Source organism: Dyella ginsengisoli (genome assembly GCF_044904665.1).
GTDB lineage: Bacteria > Pseudomonadota > Gammaproteobacteria > Xanthomonadales > Rhodanobacteraceae > Dyella_A > Dyella_A ginsengisoli.
The window spans coordinates 98,793-121,441 of the sequence record NZ_JADIKM010000003.1 but is presented as its reverse complement, the minus strand read 5'-3'; the positions used below and the strand labels follow the sequence as shown (position 1 = coordinate 121,441).

Here is a 22,649-nt window from a genome sequence, read left to right as displayed (position 1 = left end):
GTCGTACGGATTTCAGGACAATGGACAGCGAACTGCGGGACCTCTTCGCCTTTCTCGCCGTGCTGCACGCGGGCGGCTTTCGCGAGGGTGCGCGCGCCAGCGGCCTGTCCGCCTCGCGCCTGAGCGAGAGCGTGCGCCGGCTGGAAACACGCCTGGGCGTGCGCCTGCTCCACCGCACCACGCGCAGTGTGGCGCCCACCGAAGCCGGCGCGCGGCTGGCCGAGCGGCTGGTGCCCGCGCTGGGCGAGGTGGAAGCGGCGCTCGACGTGGTCAACCACTACCGCGACCGCCCGGCCGGCACGCTCAAGCTCAACGTGCCCGCCACGGTGGCGCGACTGGTGCTGCCGCCGATCGTGGCGCCCTTCCTCAAGGCCTATCCCGACATCCGGCTGGAGGTGGTGGTGGAGGACAGCTTCGTCGACCTGCTCGCCGCGGGCTGCGATGCCGGCATCCGCTACGACGAGCGGCTGGAAAAGGACATGATCGCCATCCCGATCGGCCCGCGCGTACAGCGTATGGCTACCGCGGCCGCGCCCACCTACATCGCCGAGCACGGCCGGCCGCGCCACCCGCGCGACCTGCTGCGCCACGCCTGCGTTCGCGGCCAGTTCGCCAGCGGGGTGATTCCCACGTGGGAGTTCGAGCGCCGGGGCGAGATCGTGCGGGTGGATCCCGACGGCCCGCTGCTGGTGCGGCTCGGCGCCGCGGTGGATCTGGCGGTGGCCGCCGCGGTGGAGGGCGTCGGCGTCATCCACCTGTTCGAAGCGTGGCTGCAGCCGCACTTCGACAGCGGCGCACTGGTACCGCTGCTCAAGCCCTGGTGGCAACCCTTCAGCGGACCGTGGCTGTATTACCCCGGCCGCCGCCACCTGCCCGCGCCGCTGCGGGCGTTCGTGGATTTCGTCAAGGCGCGGCCGGCGCGGTGACGCGCCGAATCAGCGCCTGCGCGTCCACACCGCCACATAATCCACCAGCATCGAATGGCCCGGTTCGGTGGCCGCGATCGGCGTGCGCACCGGCGCGCTGATCTTGTCCGGGAATTCGCCGCCGATCGCCACGTTGAGGATCAGGAACATCCCCTCGCGCGTGCTCATGCGCTGCCACGTCGCGGCCGGCACGTCGGTCTCGCGCAGCGTGTGGTAGAGCCGGCCGTCGACGTACCAGCGCAGCACTTCGGGGCTGGTGCGGCGGTCCCACTCGGCGGTGTAGGTGTGGAAAGCCGCCTGGCAGGACGTCTGCGGACACGGTGCGTTGGCCGACAGGCCGGTCTTCTCGTTGCACGGGCCGCCGGGCGACACGCCGCAATGCAGGGTGCCCCACACGCGATCGAGGCCGTTGACGTTCTCCATCACGTCCACCTCGCCGGTGGCCGGCCAGTCCAACTGCGTGCGGAAGCTGCGGCCCAGCGCCCAGAACGCAGGCCAGTAGCCGACGGCGGCGGGACCGTGCACGTCGGGCAAACGGATGCGCGCTTCCAGCCGCAGCACGCCGCCGGGCGGGGCGTGGAAATCGTCGCGACGGGTCTCGATGCGCGCCGAGGTCCAGTTGTCGGCGGCATCGCGCCGCGGCGTGATGCGCAGGTGCCCGTCGCCGTCCAGGCTCACGTTTTTAGGATCCGCGGTATTGGCCTCCACCTCCTGCGTGCCCCAGTTCGCCGCCGCGCCCGGATAACCGTGGCCGAGATCGAACTGCCAGTGCGCCGAAGCGGGCAACTGCCCGGCCGGACCGCTGAAATCATCGGCGAACTGCAGCGTCCAACCAGCGCGCTGCGGCACCTCGGCGCGGATCGCACCGGCAGACAAAGCCGCCAGCAGGCCCAGGGCCGCACCAGCCAGCACGCGCCCGTGCCGTCGGTCGCGACGGCCACGCCACCCCATCGAGCCCCTCGACATCTGCATCGCCTGCCCCCTTGGCTGATCCACCGACGTTATTGGCAGGTGGCGAAAACCTGCCCGCCCTCGTCGCGCAGCAGCGGCTGATGACCGCTGTTGCCGCACTCGCGCACGAAGGAGGTCAGCGCAGGCACGGCCTGCGACGGCGCAAGCGCGACCTCGCCAGGCGCCACGGGTGGCGAGGGCAAACCCTGCGCCTGTCGCCACGCGCGGATGCGCTCAGCTGCCGCCGGATCGATGCGCACCGTAAAGCGCGTCTGCCCCTGCGATCCGCCCCATGCCGGATGGGCAAACCACACGATCTTCACCAGCACGATCACGATCACCAGCAAGGTGGCGATGACGACATGCGACAGCCGCAACGATTTCCACCTGGACACGTGATGCTCCCTATCGACGACCAGTGCCGGAGCGGCATCCTTGCATGACTGCTGGATGCGTGGAAGCCGACCCCGGCTTTGCGCTCCGATCCACACAGGTACCATCGGGTGATGTCCGCATCCGGCACCGTCATCGCATGAGCGCATCCCGCACGCCCTACCCGGCCGAAATCTCGCGCGCCTCGATGGTGGTGGCGGCGCTCTCGACCGTGGTGGAGTGGTACGACTTCACGCTGTACCTGTATTTCGCCACGGTGCTGTCGCGGGTGTTCTTCGGCGGTGACCGCCACTCGCTGCTGGCCACGCTGGCCGGCTTTGCCGTGTCGTATGCCATGCGGCCGCTGGGGGCGATGGTGTTCGGCCACATCGGCGACCGGCTGGGGCGCCAGCGCACGCTGCTGCTGTCGATGATGCTGATGACGGTGGCGATGCTCGCCACGGCGCTGCTGCCGGACTACGCAGCGATCGGGCCCGCCGCCGGCGGGCTGCTGCTGGTGCTGCGCTGCTTCATGGCGTTCTCGGTGGGCGGCGAATACACCGGCGTGGTGGCGTATCTGCTGGAAGGCGCGCGGGCGGAGCGGCGCGGCCTGATCACCTCGCTCGCCTCGGCCGCCAGCGAGGTCGGCGCGCTGCTGGCGGTGGCGGTGGCTGCACTCACCGTGGGCATGATGAGCGAGGCGCACCTCGCCGCGTGGGGCTGGCGCATTCCGTTCTTGGTCGGCGCGGCGCTGGCGGGCAGCGTGTGGATCGCGCGCTCCACCATGCAGGAATCGCCGGAGTTCCTGCGCCAGCTCGAACACCGCACGGTGCCGGACTCGCCGCTGCGCCACACGCTGGCCAACCATCGGCCGGCGCTGTTGCGCACCTTCGCGATATCCGCGCTGGGTTCGATCACCTACTACGTGGGCATCACCTACGTGCCGGCGTTCTTGAGCTCCTCGGGCATCCTCGCCGAGGGCCGCTCGTTGGGCCTGTCGACGCTGGCCGCCGTGGCGGTGATCGTGGTGACGCCGTTCGCCGGCGCGCTGTCGGACCGGGTCGGACGCAAGCCGGTGCTGGTCGCGCTGGGTGTGGCGGCGATGCTGCTGCCGCTGTCGATGTTCGGCCTCATGGCGAACGGCGGCGGCGAGTGGTCGATCGCCGGCGGGGCGATCGTGCTGGCGTGCCTTGCCGGAGGGGTCAGCGCGGTGGGCGCACCGGCCACGGCGGAGCAGTTTCCGGGCGAAGGGCGCCTGAGCGGACTGGCGCTCGGCGTCACCGTGGCCACCGCGCTGTTCGGCGGCCTCACGCCCTTCCTCGCCGAACTGCTGGTGCAACGCACCGGCTGGACCGCCCTGCCCGGCGCCATGATCGCCGCCGTCGCGCTGGCCGTGCTGCCGGTGTTGCTGACGATGCCGGAGACGTGCCCGGCCGTGGCCCGGCGTCGCTTTCGCCGGGCGTTGCCGCAACGCGATAACGGTTGATCGGCGCTCGGTTGATCGCGTGCCGGGCTGATGAAAGGATCGGAAGTTTGAGGCATCGTGGACGCCTGCAAACCCCGCCTCACTGCACAGGCTGACGAGCGGGCGAGCGCCCGCTCGTCATCAACGCACCCCTGGCACTCACTTGCGCGCGGCGATGATCTCGCTCAGGTAATCGGGCGTGCCCGGCACGCGCACCAGGTGCGGGTACTGCAGGCCGCCGTGGTAATCCACCTGCACCGTGCGATAGCCGCCCTGGAACTTCAGCAGCAGGCGGATCGGCGCCTTGTCCGACTTCGCGGCGACGATCGCGTTCTTCAGCACGTCGTCACTGTAATCCTGGCCGTTCACCGCCACCACGGTGGCGCCGGTGCTCACGCCCGCCTTGAACGCCGGGCCGTCCCAGCGCACGTCGTTGACCTGGCCCTTGTCCGCCATGGTCAGGCCGATCGACCAGGTGAAGTTGTACAGGTGGCGCGGGGATTCGGGGCGGCTGTTGTACTGCTTCTCGAAGTCGCTTTCCTGGTCGGTGTAGACCAGCTTCCAGCCACTGCCGGCGAGGCCGTCGAGCAGCGGCGGATCGATCGCATCGACGCGCGCGTGCAGGTAGCCGGCCCAGTCGTACTTCGCCACGCCGTCCAGGGCCGCCACCACGTCGTCGAAGGTGTAGGTCTTCGTCACGTAGCTGCCGTTGTCGACGCCGAAGAACGCGCGGGCGAAGTCGTCCAGCGACTTGCGGCCGTGGGTGAGCGCGCGGATCTTGGCGTCCACCGCCAGCCACATCATCTGGCCGGCGCTGTAGTACTCCTCGCTCATCTGCCAGCTGCGGTACGGCAGGCCGGAGCGGCGCGCAGCGGTGGGATCGTTGGTGGTGTCGGTGACGGTGCGCCAGGCGAACCCTTCGCGGTTGCGATCGTAGTTGGCCGCCGTCATCGCCAGCGCGTCGCGGTACTGCTGGGCCGACCACATGCCGGCGCGCGCGGTGAGCACGTAGCCCCAGTACTGCGTCTGCCCCTCGTAGACCCACAGCAGCGAGTCACCCATCGGCACGTTGAAGTTGGGCGTCCACAGATCGGCCGGGCGGCGGAACTTGCCGTTCCACGAATGGGTGTACTCGTGCGCCAGCAGGTCGCGATCAGGTGCTGCGTCTTTCCACGCGGTGAAGTAGTCGGCGCCCAGGCCGTTCTCGCTGGACTGGTGATGCTCGGTGCCGTTGCCACCGAGCTGGTCGGACAGCGAGAACAGGAAATCGTAGTGATCGTAGTGATGCGAGCCGAACAGCGTGGTCGCCTGCGCGGCGAGGTTGCGATGCGCCTGCAGCTGCTCCGGGGTGATCTCAAGGTACTTCGGCGCATCGGCCACGATGTCCATGTGCACCGGCGCGCCGCCCTTCGGCGTGAGGTCCACGCGCTTGAAGTACTGGCCGGCGTACACCGGCGAGTCGACCAGGTTGTTGAAGGTCACGGGCTTGAAGGTGGTGGTGTCGCCTGCGGTCGACGCCGGCTCCAGCGCCGTGCCGAACTGCCAGCCGTGCGGCAGCGTGAGGCTGGGCACGAAGGTGATGCCTCGCGTGTAGTGGCCGGCCGGATAAAGCGCCAGCTTGCTCCACTCCATGTCCATCATGCGGTCGGTGATCTCGTAGCCACCGTCGCGCGGCGAGAGGTACTGGAACTGCGCCTCGATGCTCGCCACGCCCTCGGGCACGTCGACGTGGAAGGCGTAGACGTTGTACTTGTCGCGCGTCCACTTCAGCGGCTGGCCGTTGGAGCTAAGCCGGAGCCCGGCGAGCATGGCGATCGGCCCGGTCGGCGAGTGGTCGCCGGGAATCCACTGCGGGTACAGCAGCGTCAGCGCACCGGCCTGCACCGGGATCGACTCGCGCACACGGAAGATGCCCTGAGCGGTATCGCTGGCATCCACCTGCAGCGTCACCGTACCCGGGTAAGGCGTGTCCTGCGGTGCGGGCACGCTGTCCGTCCAGGCCGGCTGCGCGCTGACCGTGGCGGCGGCGAGCGCCATCGAGACGGCAAGGGCGAGGCGTGAAAACCTGCGGCGGGTCACTGCCGATGAAACAGTGGAAATGGCACGGGACATGGGCGACTCCAGCGAACGGAAAAGAGGCGCCGACGTTATCACCACCGGCGCCGGTGCGATCGCCTTCCGTCGAACGCATCGCTGTTGCAGGGGAGCAACCTGTCCGTTGCTCACCTATCCGTCTATGGCACGGGGCGCAGGCTTGCGACCGCGCAGCTTTGGACCGGGTGCATGACGCAGCAGCCGGGACAGCCCCCTTTGGCCGGCGTCTGATTTTGCTCGTCATCCCAGCGCAAGCTGGAGATGCTCTTCAACGGCGCTGGTTTCCTGCTTGCGCAGCAATGACGGGCGAAAAGCCGGCTGTTCGGACCTTCGCTAGCCCGCCGCCCTTGCGACCAGCGCCGCGATGCGCGCCTCGGCGGCGACATCCAGCGCCTTCAGCGCAAAGGCACTCGGCCACATGCTGCCCTCGTCGAGCTTGGCCTTGTCGCTGAAGCCCAGCGTGGCGTAGCGCGTCTTGAACTTCGCCGTGCCCTGGAAGAAGCACACCACCTGGCCTGCCGCGTTGGCATAGGCCGGCATGCCGTACCAGGTTTTCGGCGCCAGTGCCGGCGCGTTCGCCCGGACGATGGCGTGGATGCGCGTGGCCATCGTGCGGTCCGGCTCGGGCATGGCGGCGATCTTCGCCAGCACCTCGCCCTCGCCGTCGTCGGCCTTGGTGCTACGCCGCGAAGCCGCCTTCAGCTCCTGCGCGCGTTCGCGCATCGCAGCCTGCTCCTCGATCGTGAAGCTCGTACCGGACCTGGCGGCCGCGCGTCCGGCCGCCGGCTTCGCCTTGCTCTTCTTTTCAGCCATGGGTTGCTCCCTCAATGCATGCCGATCGCGGCTCAACGCTGTTCCTGCACCCGCAGCAGGTTGCCCGCGGGATCGCGCACGGCGCAGTCGCGCACGCCGTAGGGCTGCATGGTCGGTTCTTCGACAATCTCCGCGCCGCTGGCCTGGATGCGCTCGAAGGCGGCGTCGAGATCGCGCGTGGCCAGCAGCAGGATGGCGTAGGTGCCCTTGGCCATCATCTCGGCAATGGTGCGCTTCTCCTCGTCGGTGACGCCGGGGCTGGCGGCCGGCGGGTACAGCACGATGGACGTGCCGGGCTGCTCGGCCGGGCCGACGGTGATCCAGCGCAGGCCGTGGTAACCCACGTCCTTGCGCACCTCGAAGCCGAGCGTGTCGCGATAGAACGCCAGCGAGGCGTCGGGGTCGGTGTGCGGCAGGAAGCTGGAGTGGATGGTGATGTCCATGGCGTTCGCCTTCGTGGGGGATGGAGCCGTCATGCTAGGTCCGGCTCGGGGGCCGGCGCTTCTCGATTCCTGATCGGTCGCGTCACCTGCCGCGCCACGCACGACGGCATCCCGGCCGTGGCGCCAGCCGCCTCGCGTCGATAAACGCTGGGCGACACCCCGACCAGCTCGGTGAAGCGCGTGCTGAAGGTCCCCAGCGACGCGCAGCCCACCGTGAAGCACACCTCGGTGACGCTGAGGTCGCCACGCCGCAGCAGCGCCATCGCCCGCTCGATGCGCCGTGTCATCAGGTAGCTGTACGGCGACTCGCCGAAGGCGAGCCTGAACTGCCGGCTCAGATGCCCGGACGACATGCCGATGTCGCGCGCCAGCACTTCCACGTTCAACGGCTGCGCATACTCGCGATCGATGCGGTCGCGCACGCGGCGGAGCCGGGCGAGATCGCGCAGCGAATAGTCGGGGGCGGGATGGCGGGGCATCTGCCGATCGTCCCATCCCGCGCCGACAGGCTCAACGGGGTCGCGCTCTTCACCTGCCCATCGGCAATCCACTGCGCCCCCGGCGCCAGGCCCTGACGCGCTGCTTGCGAGGCCCTGCTCTCCAGCGTGGGCCTCGCGACAGGTCACCGGCTAAGGATGGCCATCGCGGCCCTGCTCGTCATCCTTCCGGCCCTTGTCCTTGTCGGATCGGCCCTTGCCCTTGCTGTCCGAGCCGCGCGCTTTCGGTGCCGGTTGCGAACGCGGCGGCTGTTGCTGTCGGACATCCTGCTCCTGCCGAACCCTCTGCTGCTGTTGCTGCTGCACATCCTGCCGCTGCCGGCTGCGCTGCTCCTGCTGCTGACGAACGTCCTGCTCCTGCCGAACCCTCTGCTGCTGTTGCTGCTGATCGTCCTGCCGCTGCCGAGTGCGCTGCTCCTGCTGCTGGCGAACGTCCCGCTCCTGCCGAACCCTCTGCTGCTGTTGCTGCACATCCTGTCGTTGCCGGCTGCGCTGCTCCTGCTGCTGGTCGTCCTGCCGTTGCTGACGGTTACGCGTCTCCTCGCCACGTCGACGCTCCTGGAGAATCTGCCGGCTCACCGACTCGCGCGGCTGGTAGCGATAACTACGCGATTCGATCGCGCGCTGCTGCTCCTGCTGGCGGGGATAACGGCTGCCGGAGTAGCTGCGCTGGTACGTCGGCAGCGGCGCCGGTGCGGGCACGGAGCGACGGTTCCAGCGGTCCCATCCGCTGCGCTGGCGTTCCCAATCGCGGCCCCAGTGCTCACCCCAGCGCGGTGGGGCGTCGGGGCGCCAGCCGCGGAAGTAGGGAGGCGGCTGACGGTAGTAGCGCACGGGAATGCGCAGCACGAACAAAGGCACGTAGGCGGGATAAATCATGTCCCACGGGCCGTTGTACCAGGGACTCGAGTACCAGTTGTCATCCATGTAGACCCAGTACAGGCCGTCGTAGAAGAAGTAGTTCAAATCCATCTGCGGGTCGTAGTAGACCGGGTACCCGGGAATGCGCTGCAGCGTCGGGTAGTTCGAGATCGCGAACCCCAGGCTCACGCCGCGGTTCCCGATGCTGATGCTCATGCTGGTCTGCGCCCACGCCTGGGTGCAGACCACCGGAGAGAGGAATAGCGCCAGGGCAAGAATGACATTACGCATGGTCAGGACTCCCAGTGGATGACCGTTGTCGCTGTCGGCTCACGGTGTTGCCATCGTCCTGTTACACACCTTGCGCCGCAGGCAGCTGGCATGACCGTAGTCCGCTGCCCGGGTCGCCAATTTGCTCACGATCAATCCGCCGCGTGCTCATGCTCCTGGTATTTCGCCGGCGCCGGCCGACTTCACGGAGCAGCACGTTCAATTTCACGGCGGCGCAACGAGACCGCGCCCCGCCGCGGGCCGCTCCGCAGGCGCGCGGGCTGGCTGCCGAAGAGTGCGCCACCGCCCTCATACGCAACCGGATCAATCACGACTCAAGTGTGGTTCGCCTTGGCCGATAACCGAACGCACCGCATGCAACCGGAGGGTTCTTGCGGGGTATCCCACGCAGAAGCGGTCAGTGCCCCCGGACGTATGCGCGGGCGCAGAAATCGACGAGATACGGATTGGCCAGAACATGACCTCGCCGCTTAAGAAAATCCCCGTCGCGCGGGTCGCGCGGGGCATGTACGTGCACAAGATCTGCGGCAACTGGCTGGACCACCCGTTCTGGCGTGGCTCGTTCCTGGTGGAGGACGAAACCACCCTCGCCACGTTGCGGGCACTGGGCAACCAGGAAGTCTGGATCGACACCGACAAGGGCTTGGATCTCCCGTCCTCCCCCATCCGCGCGCCATCCGCGCCGGCGCCGGCGCCCGCCCCGGCCGCTGTCGAGCAGGAACCCGAACCGCCACGCACGGTATTCGGCAATGACGTGGCCCGCGCCGAGGAGCTGCGCGACCGCGCCAAGGCCGCGGCGAAGGCGCTGTTCCATGACGCCCGCATGGGGCGCGCGCTGCAGATGGAGACGGCCGCCAGCATCGTCGACGAGGTGGACGAGGCCATCGCGCGCAATCCCGCGGCCATGCTCAGCGTGCTGCGACTGAAGAACAAGGACGATTACACCTACCTGCATTCGGTCGCCGTCGCCGCGCTGATGATGGCGTTGGGACGCCGGCTCGGTTACGAGGGTGTCGCGCTCAAGGAACTGGGCCTGGCCGGCCTGCTGCACGACATCGGCAAGGTCGGCGTGCCCGATGCAGTGCTCAACAAGCCGGGCAAGCTCAATCCGCTGGAGCTGACCTCGGTGCGCCAGCACCCGCAGATCGGCTGGGACATCCTGCGCCGCGAGGTAGCGGCCGGCCCGGTGGCGCTGGACGTATGCCTGCACCACCACGAGAAGACCGACGGCAGCGGCTATCCGGAAAAACTCGCCGGCAACTCCATCAGCCGCGCCGCCCGCATGGGCGCGATCTGCGACGTGTACGACGCGATCACCTCCGACCGTCCCTACAAGCGCGGCTGGGAACCGGCCGAGGCGATCCGCCGCATGGCCGAGTGGCAGGACGGCCACTTCGACCGCGACATCTTCCACACCTTCGTCAAGCTCATCGGCATCTACCCCACCGGCACCCTGGTGCGGCTCGCCTCCGACCGGCTGGCCGTGGTGCTGGTGCAGGGGGAAGGCAGTTCGCTCAAGCCCGTCGTCCGCCTGATCTGCGCGCTGCCCGACCGCGAACCGCTGGAACCGGAAACGCTGGACCTGCACGAGTCGGACGATCGCATCGTGGAGATCGAAGATCCGGTGGCGTGGGGCATCCATATTCCGCGCGTGCTGCGGGAGTGAGAGCCCGATCACCGCTAGGCTGATAGAGACGCGTCCTTTGCGGCTGCAGCAGCGATCCTCCCTGATACCGCTGTGGTCACGTCTCTCACCTAGCAGCTGAGGTCGAACACGAAAGGAACTCCACAACCGGATCGCTATCCGCATCATGTCGTTCGCCCTGCACTCGGCCTGGTAACCTGGCGCGACGCCCGGGGAGCGTCCATGACGAATGCCGTTTTCACTTCATCCGCAAGCTCGATCTACGACGATCTGATCGAAGAGCGGTACCACTTCCCTCGCACGTATCTGCGACAGGTAGAAGAGGCAGTCGGCGACTGGATCGTCTATTACGAGCCACGGCGAACATCAGGTCCGCACAGTGCCACGGGGCGTCAAGCATATTTCGCTATGGCCCAAGTCGTGGACGTGGTCGCCGATTCGGCTCGCGCCGATCATTTTTACGCGCACATGCGCGAATACGTCGATTTTGAGCACCCGGTACCTTTCCGCGACTCGACCGGCTATCGCGAATCCATGCTTCAGCGCGAGGACACCAGGACCAACAAGGGTGCGTTCGGAAGAGCTGTCCGCTTGATTCCTCGCGAGGAATTCGACGGCATCATCCAGCGCGGCATCAGCACGCGACCGGACCCGTGGGAACTGCCGCTGCAGGCCGTGGCCGAGGAAGCACCGGAATACGTCATCCGCCCTGTCATCGAGACCCTGACCACCAGAAAGGTCCGTGATGCCTCGTTTCGACGTCAGGTGCGCACGGCCTATCGCAACACCTGCGCAGTCACCGGGCTGCGCCTCATCAACGGCGGCGGCCGCCCGGAAGTGCAGGCAGCGCATATCCGACCAGTCGAAGCCAACGGGCCCGATGCCGTACGCAACGGCGTTGCCCTGACTGGCACCGCTCATTGGTTGTTCGATCGTGGACTGATGACCTTCAGCGACGATTTCCGCGTCCTGCTATCCCCGCATGGCATACCAGATGATCTGGACAAACTGGTCCGATCGGACCAGATCCTTGATGTACCCGACGCGCCCGAGCTGCGACCGCACCCAACCTATTTGCGATGGCATCGAGAGAACTGTTTCAAGGCCTGAGGATCGGGCGGGCACGCGGGCACGCGACTGTTAATGCACCAATCCTTGCCTGACATCCGGGCGCTGACTGGCAAGCACTCACGAACTGGTGGCGTTCGCCGCAAGAACCCGCGCATGCCGCACTCCGCCTTGCCAAACCCGCCCTGCCGTTTTCATAGTGACGATTGCGCAGCCCTGCCGGGCCGCTGCCGTTTTCCACCCAGAGGACCCCACCCATGAAGCAAGCTGCCCTGGCTTCGGCGATCGTCTCGCTGATCTGCCTCGCCTCCGCCACCGCATTCGCTGCACCGCCTATGGGCCAGCAGGCGGCGCAGGTCACTCCCGACATGATCCAGACCGGCTCGGACATCCCGGCCAAATGGGTGCAACCGCAGGGCAACTTCGACTACGTCAAGCGCGAGGTGATGATCCCCATGCGCGACGGCGTGAAGCTGCACACGGTGATCATGATCCCGAAGGGCGCGCACGACCTGCCGATGCTGCTCGAACGCACGCCGTACAACGCCAGCGGCATGATGCCCGGCAACAGCCCGAAGATGGCCGACGCGGTGTGGTCCGGCGACAAGGATTGGGCCGACGGCAGCTACATCCTGGTGGCGCAGGACGTCCGCGGAAAATACGGCTCGCAGGGCAAATACATCATGACGCGCCCGCCGATGGGCCCGCTCAACCCCACCAAGACCGACGACACCACCGACGCCTGGGACACCATCGACTGGCTGGTGAAGAACATCACCGAGTCCAACCACAACGTCGGCATGATCGGCTCGTCCTACGACGGCTGGACGGTGGCGATGGCCCTGCTCCATCCGCATCCGGCGCTCAAGGTGGCCGCGCCGGAGAGCCCGATGATCGACGGCTGGATGGGTGACGACTGGTACCACTACGGCGCGCTGCGCCAGGTCAACCTGGACTACTTCACCGGCCAGATGACCAAGCCCGGCGAAGGCCAGGAAGTGCCGCGCAGCAACTACGACGACTACTCCAACTTCCTCGACGCCGGCTCGCCCGGCGCCTACGCCGAGGCGCACGGCTTCAAGCAGCTGCCGTGGTGGAAGCGCTTCGCCGCGCATCCCGCGTACGACGCGTTCTGGCAGCTGCAGGCGCTGGACAAGCTGCTCGTGGCGCATCCCTCCAGCGTGCCCACCATGTGGCTGCAAGGCCTGTGGGACCAAGAGGACATCTACGGCGCCGTGCACGCGTGGGAGGCGCTGACCGAGGCCGGCCACGGCAGCAACAATCATCTGGTGATGGGTCCGTGGTGGCACAGCCAGATCAACCGCGACGGTTGGAACATCGGGCCGCTGAAGTGGCCGGGCAACACCACCGCGCAGTTCCGCCAGACCGTGATCATCCCGTGGTTCAACCACTACCTGCGCGGCACGCCGATGCCCAAGCCGCTGCCCACCGCGATGATCTACAACCCGGTCGCGCAGCAGTGGGACAGCTTCGACCACTGGAAGCCGGCCAGCGAGCAGCAGCTCACCCCGCTCTACCTGCAGGCAGACTTCGGGCTGGGCTTTGGCGCACCGGGCGGCGATGGCGACAGCTACGTTTCCGACCCGGCCAAGCCGGTGCCCTACCTGCCGCGCCCGATCCCGCAGAAGAACGACCGCTGGCGCACCTGGCTGGTGCAGGACCAGCGCTTCGTGGTCGATCGCCCGGACGTGCTCTCCTACGTCACCCCGGTGCTGACCCAGGCGGTGACGGTGCAGGGTGCACCGATCGCCGACCTGTTCGCCAAGACCACCGGCACCGACGGCGACTTCGTGGTGAAGCTGATCGACGTCTACCCCGGCACGGTGCCGAGCGACCCGGAGATGGGCGGCTACGAGCTGCCGGTGTCGCTGGACATCTTCCGCGGCCGCTACCGCAAGAGCTTCGCCGATCCGTCGCCGATCCCGGCGAACCAGGTGCAGGAATACAAGTTCCGCCTGCCCACGGTGAACTACGCGTTCCAGCCCGGCCACCGCATCATGGTGCAGATCCAGTCCACCCTGTTCCCACTGTACGACCGCAACCCGCAGACGTACGTGCCGAACATCCTGTTCGCCAAGCCGGCCGACTACCGGAAGGCCACGGTGACCATCGAGCACCGGGCGGACGGCCGGAGTGCGGTGCTGCTGCCGGTGGTGGCCAACAAGTAACGACGTAAGCCATTCGCCACCGTTCGTGGCGACTGCCGCTCGCTTCAGCCAGCGGAGGCAAGACACGTTTCTATAAGCCCGCTCGCCCCGGATCGGATCCGGGGCGAGCGGTCGACGTTGGCAGAGCCTCGGGGTTGGTCAGGCGCAACCGTTCGAATTCAGGCGAAGAGCCCGGCCCGCGCCTGCGCGTGTGCCGGGCGATTCGTCTGGACGTCCAGACGTCTTTTGGCGCTTCCCTGGCGGGCGCGGATCAGCGCGCGACCTGCGCCACCAGCGCCTGGATGCGGCCGGCGATCGGCCCGTCACCGAAGCGTGCAGCGAGTGCGGCCGTGGCCACTGCGGTGGCGTCCTCCAGCCCCACCTTGCTGCGCGCCTCGATCTCGCCGCGCATCGGCGTGCCGTGGCAGTAGGCCAGGGCCGCAAGGTGCGGCGTATCGGCGTGGCTGGTGGCGGTGACGGTCTCGATGATCGGCGACTCGACAAAGCCGGCCAGTGCCAGATCGCGTGCGATGGCTTCCGCCGAAAAATAGCCGTGCGGCACGCTGGCCATGAAGCTCGGCGGATCCTCCGGGAAGAGTTCGGCGAGGACATCGCTCACCACCCGGGCGAAGTCGTTCGTCTCGATCCGGTCCCACACGTTGAACAGCAGCGTGCCGCCCGGGCGCAGCACGCGGCGTGCCTCGGCGAAGGCATGCGCCTTGTCCGGAAAGAACATGGCGCCGAACTGGCACACCACCGCATCGAACGAGGCATCGTCGAACGGCAGCGCCATCGCATCGGCCTGCCGCCACACCACCGGCCGCGCGGCGCCCTGCGCTTGCGCCACCGCCAGCATCGCCTCGTTGAGATCGGTGGCGACAAGCGGCACCTCACGCGGAAGCTGCGCGGCCAGCGCGCGCGTCACCACGCCGGTGCCCGCTGCCAGCTCCAACACACTCGCAGGCTGCAGGGGCGTGAGCCGGTCGACCAGATCCGCCGCATACGGGGCGAAGATCAACGGAACCAGCAGCTCCTGATAACGCGCGGCCACCGCGTGACTGAAACGGCCATCGTTTTCGGTCGTATGCATGGCGTGACTCCGGCCCCGGGACGGCGCAAGCGTACGCCGCCCGGGCCGCGGATGTGAGCAGTTCCGCGCCTTGCTCTCCCTTGAACGGGTTCATCGTTCGGGGGACAGGGCTCAAGCACGGAGCTTCGCGATGCGCCGGGAGCCGCATTGCTCCCTCTCCCCTGAACAGCTCCATCGTTCGGGGGAGAGGGACGGGGTGTGGGGGGCTTTTGCTTGGCAGGCACGCCTCTCTCGCTGGCGAAAATCAACAGCACAAAGCGCCCCCTCACCCAACCCTCTCCCCCGAGAAAGCTCGGGGGAGAGGGCTCAAGCTTCGAGCGCCAGCGCGCCGCACACGACCAGCGACCAGCGACGGCATCAGCCCGAAGAATGCGTGCTCCCGGCGCCCGCCACCGGCCCCGCTTCCACTCGATTGCCGCCCAGCTCCTTGGCCCGGTAAAGCGCCTGGTCGGCGCGCTGCAGCACGGTGTCCAGGGTGTCGCCGGGCCGGATCAGCGTGGTGCCGAACGAGGCGGTCACCTGGCGCACCGGCGCCACGGGCAGGCGGGCGATCGCCGATCGCAGGCGTTCGGCCACCTGTTGCAAGCCGGGCGCGTCGACGTTCGGCACGATCACCAGAAACTCTTCACCGCCCCAGCGCGAAATGCATTCGTTCTCGCGCAGCAGCTCCTTGCAGCCGCTCGCCACCGCCTGCAGCACGCGGTCGCCCACCGGGTGGCCGTAGGTGTCGTTGATCGACTTGAAGCGGTCCAGGTCGAGCATGATCACGCCGGCGGGTGCGGCTTCGGCCAGCGCTTCGCGCAGCATCCGCTCGCCGAGCAGGCGGCTCTGCACGCCGGTCAGTGGATCGCGATGCAGCATCACCTCCATCCGCTGGCGCTCCGACGCCAGTCGCCGGATCTTGCTGGCCAGCCCTCGCTGCACCGGCAACAGCACCACCACCAGGATGCTCACCGGGCCATACGCCATCATCAGGTCGCTGCCCCGCGGCGACCACAGCTCCAGCGGGTGAAGCAGCAGGTAGGCCAGCACCGGCAGTGCAACCAGCGCCCAGCAGAGTGCCGCGGCGAAAAACGCCAGCCGGCCGGGGATGAAGATCATCAGCATCACCAGGAACACCACGAACAGCGACGACACCGGCGGCAGCAGATCGATCAGTTGCACGCCGGGCGTCAGCGTGGCCTGCAGCGTGTAGAGCCACGCCGGCGCGGCCAGTGCCAGCGCCCCCGCCGCCAGCGCGATGCGCGCAATGCCGATCACCCAGCGCGGCCGCCGGATCAGGGCGACGATGAGGCCGCCGAACAGCACGGTGGCGGCGGGCGGAATGATCAGGTCCATCGTGCGATGAACCGGGGCCAGCCAGTGGATCGCGGTGGCGCACGCGCCCGCAAATACCGTCAGCGACAGCAGGAACATCACGGCGATGCGGACGTAGCGGTTGTCGGTGTCTGGCGCTTGCATCCGGTAGGACCTGGGAGGTTCGCTGGCGAGTGGGGCCGCAGCCATGGTCCGCGCGGCGCGGTCGCCGGCACGGCGGGGTGCGTGCATTATCGGCCGGGAACGCTTTCGCTGGAGCGTCGTCCGCGCGGGCGTGCCGACCACGTCGCGACCCATCCCTTGTCGAACGTTCCACCGCTCGCTCGTCGTATGCACAGGCGGACATGTCGATCCGCACCGGAGCCCCACCATGCGCAAACTCATCGTTCCCGCCTTCGTCACCCTCGACGGCGTCATCCAGTCGCCCGGCAGTCCCGACGAAGACACCGGCAACGGCTTCGCCCACGGCGGCTGGTTCTGGCCGTATGCCGACGAAGCCACCGACGCGATGGAAGATCTGTTCCAGCGCCCCTTCGAGCTGCTGCTCGGGCGCCGCACCTACGATGTGTTCGCCGGCTTCTGGCCACAGGTGGAGCCGGACTCCCCGCTGCGCGGCACCGCCGACCTGTTCAACCGCACCACCAAGCACGTCGCCACCCACCGACCCGACTCACTCGGCTGGAACCACAGCCGCGCCCTCGGCCCCGACGTCGCCGCTGCCGTGCGCGAACTCAAGCACAGCGACGGTCCGGACCTGCTCACCCAGGGCAGCAGCGAGCTGGTGCAACAGCTGCTGGCCACCGACCTGGTCGACCAGCTGATCCTGATCGTCGTACCGATCCTGCTCGGTACCGGCAAGCGCCTGTTCGACGGCCGCGCGCAGCCGACTGCGTTCCAGCTGGCGTCCTCGACCACCTCGTCGAAGGGCAACGTGGTGAATCGCTACGTGCGCGAGGGTGAGGTGCAGGCCGCGTCTTAGTTGGCTTCACCGAACACTGTACGTTCCGGGAGAGATCTCGAATGGCCTCCCGACGGCGGCGCGGCGCTTGAGAAACCCCACTTCGCCCAGATGCTGGGAGCGCCGAGACTCCTGCCGCGTGGGGCCATGTTCCAAAAGCTCAGAAACTGGCGCGTGCGCCGCATCGTCGCGAGACACCCGATTCCCGAACCGCTGTGGCAAGCCGCGCTGGCGCGATGTGCCCCGGCGCGCCGGCTGGGTGCGTCCGACCAGGCCGCACTGCGCGTGCTGGCCACGCTGTTCCTGCGCGAGAAGTCGCTGGAGCCGACACAGGGGCTGGAGCTGGACGACGCCGACCGCGTGCTGCTCGCCACGCATGCGTGCATTCCCATCCTGAAACTGGGCATGGGTTGGTACGACGGCTGGCACAGCGTCATCGTGTATCCGGACGCGTTCGTGCCCCGTCGCACGCGCATCGACGAAGCGGGCGTGGTGCACGAGAGCCGTTCCGCGATGGCCGGCGAGGCGTGGGGTCGCGGGCCGGTGATCCTGTCGTGGGCGGACGTGCTCGACGCAGGCCAGCGGCCGGGGCACAACGTGGTGATCCACGAAATGGCGCACAAGCTCGACCTGCAGAACGGCGCGGCGAACGGCTTTCCGCCGCTGCACCGACGCATGGATCAGCGCGTTTGGACCAAGGTGTTCTCCAGCGCCTGGGAGCACCTGCGCGAGGCACACCACCAGGGCATGCCCCTGCCGATCGACCCGTACGGCCTGGAGAACCCGGCCGAGTTCTTCGCGGTGGTCAGCGAGCAGTTCTTCGAGGCGCCGGCCGCGTTGCGGGAACACCTGCCCGAGGTGTATCGGCAGCTGGAGCTGTTCTATCGGCAGCATCCGTACTGAGCGCAAGGCGGAAACCGCAGAGTCGGACGATGCGACCGGCGGCGTGATCGCCGGCCGGCCCGCGGAACGCGCGCGCCCTGCCACTGTCTTCCGATCCGCTCGTTCGTGGACAATCGGCATTCGACGCGCCTCGCCGCGCGCAGCACCACGAATCAACCGGGACAACCATGCGAACCTTTGTACTCCGCGCGCGCGCCGCGCCTACCGACAGCCAGAAACTGCTGGCGGGCGTGGGCAAGGAGGCGCACACCGAGATCCTCGCGCACACGCTGATGAACGCCATCTTCGTGGCGCAGTCGCACCGGGCTGACGTCACCGTCTACCTCGTGCTGGAGAGCACGCAGGATTACTCGCGCACGATCCGCTTCGACGCCAATGCGCTCACCGACATCGGCGGCTTCGACGAGCGCACGCTGCTGGCCGCGGTCGCTAGAGCTCTGGATGCCTCCATCGGCATGGGCAAGGAAGAGACGCGCCCGGTCGCACCGGGCATCACCGTGCGCACGGTGAGCTTCGAGCGGCTGGTGCAGGAGCTGGCCGAGGACCACCAGCTGTTCGTGATGGACCGCAAGGGCGCGCCGATCCGCGAGCAGGCCTTCGGCGGCAACCCCTGCTTCCTGCTCACCGACCACATCCCGATGCCGAAGAAGACCTTCCACAGTCTCGAGCGCCTGGGCGCGAAAAAGATCACGCTGGGCTCGACGATGCTGTTCGCATCGCAGTGCGTGGTGTTGATCCATCACGAGCTGGATCAGCGCTGAGCCCTTGGAAAGGCGGATGACGCTGCACGCGGCATCGCTGGCTCAGACGTTCTTCTTGGGAACGCTGTCAGAGCATCCAAGAGTCGAGATCTCGCCAGCGAATCGACCGTGGTCACCGCCCTGGCTCAACCCGGCGTTTGACTTGCCGCAAGTGAACCTGCCCTCGTTAGCTGGTCCTCAACTGCGGGCCCGCCCCCACGCAAACAGGGGCGGAGAAACCACCTCGCGCCCCTGCACGGGCTCAGCCGGGGCGATATATCGCGCAGAGCTTGTTGCCGTCCGGGTCGCGCACGTAGGCGAGGTACATCGCACCCAGCGAGCCCTCACGCAGGCCCGGCGCTCCCTCGATCGACCTGCCGCCGTGGGCGACCGCCACATCGTGGAACTGCTGCACCTGCTCGGGCGAACTGCACTTGAAACCCACCGTGCCGCCGTTGGCGCACGACGCCGCCTCGCCATTGATCGGCTCGCTCACGCAGAACATGCTGCCGTCATGCGGATAGAACAGGCGCACATGCCCCGTGCTCGCCACGTTGCGCAGCGGCTTGCCCGCACCCACGACGCCGAGCACCGCATCGTAGAAGCGCTGTGACCGGTCGATGTCGTTGGAACCCACCATGATGTGACTGAACATGCAATTTCCCCTGGAGACCCGGCTCAATGCCGGATGTGGCTTGAAAGTGGTGACGACTGCGGGTGCGCACCCGGCTGCGATTGCCTGACCTTCGCAAGCGGCAACGGCCACTGGCAGCCATGACGCGCGGCTGAGCGAACCGGCCGATGTTAGCCAGACATCATGCGGATAGACCGCAGGCAAGCTGCGGCAAAACGACCGGGGAACGGGCGCGTCGCAGTGCGTGGTGTTGATCTATCACGAGCTGGATCAGCGCCGAGGCCTTGCCACAGACTTCCGCAAACCTTTCCCGAAGCAGCTGACAGATATCCGTTCCTGGCCGGAACAGTCGACTGCGCCCTCTGCCTCGCCGACAGCGGATCTATCGCAACTCTTCCGACTTGTACGAGTACACATGCGTCTTCCAACCCGACGCAATGCCCATGTCGTACCCGAAGACCAGGCGCACCACCACGGCGTCCTCATGGGCGATCTCGGAATCGGCTTTGGCCATCTGCTGCGCGATGCGCCGGGCCATGGCGTCATCGTCGACCAGTGGTGCATCCAGCTGCAGCGATGACTGCAGGGAGTGGGTGGTGTTCCCGTTCATGGACGTCCAACTGCGCATGAGCTGCGCCGTCATCACATGGGGCTGCCTCGACAGCTTCCGGTACAGCGGCATGAGGTCCGCGAAACTCCGGGTCTGCGCAAAATGATTCGCCACGATGGGTGCGCCCAAGGCAACCGCAGCAAGCAGCGCCGCCACGGCGACGTGCCCACGCCACATCACGGGGAACGGTACCAGTCGCGCCGCACCATCGAAGCGTTCCACGTAGGAGCCGACCGCCAGATCGTGCAATGACTGGCGTGTGCGCCGATTGAACACGTAGAGATAGACAATGGCGAGCATGCCGCCGAACACGACCAGGGCGAGCAAGTAGCCCAGCGTGCTCCCCATTGCCACGTCGGGATCAACCGGCAGGCCGTTGGCGAAGGACGGAATGCCCAGCACCGCGTAGCGCAGCAGCGAGCGTGGCAACGACAGCAGCTGGTCGTGACCGTCGACCACCCGCACGCCCAGCCAACGCTTGCCAAGCGTCTGTCCACCGCCGATTCGGCTGTTCAAGACGCCGAAGTACGCCAGCGCGATCGCAAAGCCGATCAGCCGCGCATAGGCGCCCATGCGCGCAAACGTATCGAACAGCAGCGAGCCCAGGATCATGCCGACGATGCCAAGCATGATCACGTCGATAACGAAGGCACCAAGACGACGCCAGAAGCCGGCGATCTCACGAGCCGGCGCCTCTTCCCCATGCAATGCGTCCATGTACTTCCCCCTGAAGTCGGGAGCATCTTGCAGCAAGGTCCAGCGGGAGGCGAGGTGCGCTGCGGCAACGTGGAGCCGGCCCGTTGACCATCTCGCCCTGGCAACCTCGCGGTAAGTGAACCTGACTCCGTTAGTTGCCTTCATCGACCTGGCCGCCGAGGCGATCGGCGGCGAGGCGGCATGAGCAGGGCGTCCGTCGGTGGCGCCCCTGATGCGGATTGACGGCGGTAACGCCGCATGTGCGAAAGCGTGCTATCACTAGCCGGGAAGGCTACAGGGGGCCAGATGATCAGCGACAAGAACAACGGCCTCGTGCCGGTTATCCGCCAGCCGGAGCAGTTGGCGGCCTTTCTCGTCGCCTATGCCGCCGGCGATCCGAACCGCGCCCTTGAGGGCCTGCACGTGACGCGGGAGGCATGGACCACCCTGGCCGGCGACGACGGCGGCGCCTCCTGGAACCGGGCCGAGGCATTCGGGCTGCCGCTGGTGGACCTGGCCGGCGTGGAGGCCGATCCGGGGGCACTGGCGCTGCTGCCGGCGGCCAGCGCACGCAAGCTGCATGCCGTGCCCCTGCTGAGCGCGCGCGGCTGCGTCGCGGTGGCGGTCGACGCCACCACCGAACCGTCGCTGCTGACCGCGGTCGACTTCGTCTCGCGCGACCGGGTGGTGCTGCTGGTCGCCCATGAACGGGCCCTGCGCGAGGCCATCGGCCGGCACTACGACCTGATCGAGGACGCCGAACTGGTGCATCGCCTGGGGTTGGACCACAACGGCGCCGAGCACGGGGTGGACGACTGGAAGCGGCTGGCCGGCGAAATGCCGGTGGTGAAGATCATCCATTCGGTGATCGCCGAGGCGATCGCCAGCCGCGCCTCGGACATCCACTTCCGCCCGGGCGAACACTCGGTGGAACTGCTCTACCGCATCGACGACGACATGGTGCCGATCCGGCACTTCCTGCGCACGCTGGCGCCGGCACTGGTCAGCCGCATCAAGGTGATCGCCTCGATGAACCTGGCCGAGCACCGCATGCCGCAGGACGGCCGCGCCACCTTCGCCACCGAACAGGGCAAGAAGGTGGACCTGCGCGTGTCGGTGCTGCCCACGGTGTTCGGCGAGAGCGTGGTGGTGCGCCTGCTCGATGTTGCCGAAAGCCTCAAGACGCTCGACGAGATCGGCCTGACCCCGGAAGACCGACTCGCGCTGGACGACCTGATGAACTCCAGCCACGGGGTGTTCCTCACCACCGGCCCCACCGGCTGCGGCAAATCCACCACGCTCTACGCCATGCTGCTGGAGATGCGCAAGCAGCGCATCAACATCCTCACCATCGAGGAGCCGGTGGAATTCCACATCGCCGGCATCCAGCAGATGCAGGTGAACCGCCCCGCCGGCTTCACCTTCGCCAGTGCGTTGCGCAACTTCCTCCGCCACGATCCGGACACGATCATGGTAGGCGAGATCCGCGACCGCGAGACGGCGGACATCGCGATCGAAAGCGCGCTCACCGGCCATCTGGTGCTGAGCACGCTGCACACCAACACCGCGGCCACCACCATCACCCGGCTGCTCGACCTCGGCGTGGAGCCGTTCCTGGTGCGTGCCCCGCTGCTGGCCGTGATGGCGCAGCGGCTGGTGCGGCTGACCTGCGAACACTGTCGCGAGCCGGAGCGACCACTCGAGCACATCCGTGCCGTGATGGGCGTTGCGCCGGACGAGACCTTTTTCATCGGACGCGGCTGCCACCGCTGCAACGGCTCCGGCGTGTTCCGGCGCGCGGCGGTATACGAGCTGATGAGGATCTCGCCGGCGATCCGGCGGCTGATCGTGCCGGGCGCCGAGGCCGACCGCATCCACGAAACGGCGCTGGCCGAGGGCATGGTGCCGATCACCCAGGCCGCGCTAGGCATGGCCCGGCGCGGGCTCATCTCGCTGGCCGAAGCCTACCGGGCACGCGCCGAGTAGCCCGGGGCCCGGATCAATGCGGCATCCGGGCGATCCGGGGAACAGGCAGCGGCCTCGCCCACGCGCTATCCGGAGCATGTCGATTCCCCGTGTGCTCACCCGTCGTCCCCGAGCGAGCAAT

At 67.7% G+C, this 22,649-nt stretch carries 20 protein-coding genes; 9 read left to right on the top strand and 11 right to left on the bottom strand.

Features of this window, described 5'->3' with window-relative positions; genetic code table 11:
* Nucleotides 1–20: 20 nt before the first annotated feature.
* Nucleotides 21–926, top strand: coding sequence for a LysR family transcriptional regulator (locus tag ISP17_RS10560; RefSeq protein ID WP_404632892.1), 906 nt, complete (start codon nt 21–23; stop codon nt 924–926).
* 9 nt (nt 927–935) lie between these two features.
* Here the strand turns inward: ISP17_RS10560 and ISP17_RS10555 are convergent, their stop codons facing one another.
* Both ISP17_RS10555 and ISP17_RS10550 read right to left on the bottom strand, forming a co-directional pair.
* A complete protein-coding gene (locus ISP17_RS10555; RefSeq protein WP_404632890.1) occupies nt 936–1,898 on the bottom strand; it encodes a glycoside hydrolase family 16 protein in 963 nt (320 codons plus the stop codon).
* 29 nt (nt 1,899–1,927) lie between these two features.
* Entirely contained in the window at nt 1,928–2,272 is a 345-nt protein-coding gene (locus tag ISP17_RS10550; RefSeq protein WP_404632888.1) for a hypothetical protein, read from the bottom strand.
* Nucleotides 2,273–2,409: 137 nt separating this feature from the next.
* Between ISP17_RS10550 and ISP17_RS10545 the strand changes: the two genes are divergently transcribed.
* Nucleotides 2,410–3,735, top strand: coding sequence for an MFS transporter (locus tag ISP17_RS10545; RefSeq protein WP_404632886.1), 1,326 nt, complete (start codon nt 2,410–2,412; stop codon nt 3,733–3,735).
* 138 nt (nt 3,736–3,873) lie between these two features.
* Here ISP17_RS10545 and ISP17_RS10540 read toward each other — a convergent pair whose 3' ends face one another.
* From ISP17_RS10540 to ISP17_RS10520, 5 genes are all read right to left on the bottom strand, one after another.
* Entirely contained in the window at nt 3,874–5,826 is a 1,953-nt protein-coding gene (locus ISP17_RS10540; protein ID WP_449757871.1) for a M61 family metallopeptidase, read from the bottom strand.
* 315 nt (nt 5,827–6,141) lie between these two features.
* Nucleotides 6,142–6,621, bottom strand: coding sequence for an iron chaperone (locus ISP17_RS10535; protein ID WP_404632884.1), 480 nt, complete (start codon nt 6,619–6,621; stop codon nt 6,142–6,144).
* A gap of 32 nt (nt 6,622–6,653) precedes the next feature.
* Entirely contained in the window at nt 6,654–7,097 is a 444-nt protein-coding gene (locus ISP17_RS10530; protein ID WP_404632882.1) for a VOC family protein, read from the bottom strand.
* Nucleotides 7,094–7,543, bottom strand: coding sequence for a helix-turn-helix transcriptional regulator (locus tag ISP17_RS10525; RefSeq protein ID WP_404632880.1), 450 nt, complete (start codon nt 7,541–7,543; stop codon nt 7,094–7,096). Before ISP17_RS10525 ends, ISP17_RS10530 begins: the two co-directional genes overlap by 4 nt.
* 150 nt (nt 7,544–7,693) lie before the next feature.
* Nucleotides 7,694–8,713, bottom strand: a complete 1,020-nt coding sequence (locus ISP17_RS10520) for a hypothetical protein (RefSeq protein ID WP_404632878.1) — start codon at nt 8,711–8,713, stop codon at nt 7,694–7,696.
* A 457-nt stretch (nt 8,714–9,170) separates the two neighbouring features.
* Between ISP17_RS10520 and ISP17_RS10515 the strand changes: the two genes are divergently transcribed.
* From ISP17_RS10515 to ISP17_RS10505, 3 genes are all read left to right on the top strand, one after another.
* A complete protein-coding gene (locus ISP17_RS10515) occupies nt 9,171–10,379 on the top strand; it encodes an HD-GYP domain-containing protein (RefSeq protein ID WP_404632876.1) in 1,209 nt (402 codons plus the stop codon).
* Between the two features lie 201 nt (nt 10,380–10,580).
* Nucleotides 10,581–11,468, top strand: coding sequence for an HNH endonuclease (locus ISP17_RS10510; RefSeq protein WP_404632874.1), 888 nt, complete (start codon nt 10,581–10,583; stop codon nt 11,466–11,468).
* Between the two features lie 215 nt (nt 11,469–11,683).
* A complete protein-coding gene (locus tag ISP17_RS10505; protein ID WP_404632872.1) occupies nt 11,684–13,615 on the top strand; it encodes a CocE/NonD family hydrolase in 1,932 nt (643 codons plus the stop codon).
* A 250-nt stretch (nt 13,616–13,865) separates the two neighbouring features.
* On the opposite strand, the gene ISP17_RS10500 is transcribed toward ISP17_RS10505, so the two are convergent.
* Complete coding sequence (locus ISP17_RS10500; RefSeq protein ID WP_404632870.1) at nt 13,866–14,684, bottom strand: class I SAM-dependent methyltransferase; 819 nt, start codon at nt 14,682–14,684, stop codon at nt 13,866–13,868.
* A gap of 357 nt (nt 14,685–15,041) precedes the next feature.
* Nucleotides 15,042–16,145, bottom strand: coding sequence for a GGDEF domain-containing protein (locus tag ISP17_RS10495; RefSeq protein ID WP_404632868.1), 1,104 nt, complete (start codon nt 16,143–16,145; stop codon nt 15,042–15,044).
* A 226-nt stretch (nt 16,146–16,371) separates the two neighbouring features.
* Between ISP17_RS10495 and ISP17_RS10490 the strand changes: the two genes are divergently transcribed.
* The 3 genes from ISP17_RS10490 (at nt 16,372) to trmY (ending at nt 18,623) form a co-directional block, all read left to right on the top strand.
* The gene (locus tag ISP17_RS10490; RefSeq protein WP_404632866.1) at nt 16,372–16,980 is read left to right on the top strand and encodes a dihydrofolate reductase family protein; all 609 of its coding nucleotides are present in this window, start codon (nt 16,372–16,374) and stop codon (nt 16,978–16,980) included.
* Between the two features lie 153 nt (nt 16,981–17,133).
* Nucleotides 17,134–17,862, top strand: coding sequence for a M90 family metallopeptidase (locus ISP17_RS10485; RefSeq protein ID WP_404632864.1), 729 nt, complete (start codon nt 17,134–17,136; stop codon nt 17,860–17,862).
* 167 nt (nt 17,863–18,029) lie between these two features.
* A complete protein-coding gene (trmY, locus tag ISP17_RS10480) occupies nt 18,030–18,623 on the top strand; it encodes a tRNA (pseudouridine(54)-N(1))-methyltransferase TrmY (RefSeq protein ID WP_404632862.1) in 594 nt (197 codons plus the stop codon).
* Nucleotides 18,624–18,864: 241 nt separating this feature from the next.
* On the opposite strand, the gene ISP17_RS10475 is transcribed toward trmY, so the two are convergent.
* Nucleotides 18,865–19,257, bottom strand: coding sequence for a VOC family protein (locus ISP17_RS10475; RefSeq protein ID WP_404632860.1), 393 nt, complete (start codon nt 19,255–19,257; stop codon nt 18,865–18,867).
* A gap of 361 nt (nt 19,258–19,618) precedes the next feature.
* Nucleotides 19,619–20,563, bottom strand: a complete 945-nt coding sequence (locus tag ISP17_RS10470) for an RDD family protein (protein WP_404632858.1) — start codon at nt 20,561–20,563, stop codon at nt 19,619–19,621.
* A 285-nt stretch (nt 20,564–20,848) separates the two neighbouring features.
* Between ISP17_RS10470 and ISP17_RS10465 the strand changes: the two genes are divergently transcribed.
* Complete coding sequence (locus ISP17_RS10465; protein ID WP_404632856.1) at nt 20,849–22,528, top strand: GspE/PulE family protein; 1,680 nt, start codon at nt 20,849–20,851, stop codon at nt 22,526–22,528.
* Nucleotides 22,529–22,649: the final 121 nt, after the last annotated feature.